This is a genomic window from Pantoea sp. E956-1 (genome assembly GCF_982223955.1).
The window spans coordinates 1-465 of sequence record NZ_CEUYZP010000055.1; the positions used below are offsets into that span (position 1 = coordinate 1).

The 465-nt window shown below is 61.1% G+C and carries 1 protein-coding gene; it reads right to left on the reverse strand.

The window, feature by feature from the left end; genetic code table 11:
• On the reverse strand, positions 1-465 hold a 465-nt coding region (locus tag AC0T7J_RS25215; RefSeq protein WP_473798477.1), incomplete at both ends, for an FAD-dependent oxidoreductase.

The following is a 465-nucleotide window of genomic DNA, read 5'->3' on the forward strand; positions in this document are numbered from 1 at the left end:
CACCTGCTTGGCGTCGAGTAATTCGCCGTCGACGCCGTTGAGGCGGTTGGCGCTGACCCGACGCTCGGAATCACGGATGTCCTGCAGGGTGTGGCACAGGTTGTAGACGCCACGCTGGGAGAACATCACGTTGTAGTTGAGATCCTGCGACAGGCCTTCCCACAATTTCATCGCGTGTTCGTAGAGGTGCGCCGACTCGTCCCACAGGTAGTTGGAACGCACGATGGTGGTGTTGCGCGCGGTGTTACCGCCGCCCAGCCAGCCTTTCTCGACCACGTCGACATTGGTGATGCCGTGCTCCTGGGCCAGATAGTATGCCGTCGCCAGGCCGTGCCCGCCGCCGCCGACGATGACCACGTCGTAGACTTTTTTCGGAGTGGGCGTGCGCCACATGCGCTGCCAGTTTTCGTGGTGGCGGAGCGAGTTTTTGAACAGGCCGAAGCCGGAATAGCGTTGCATAGTCAT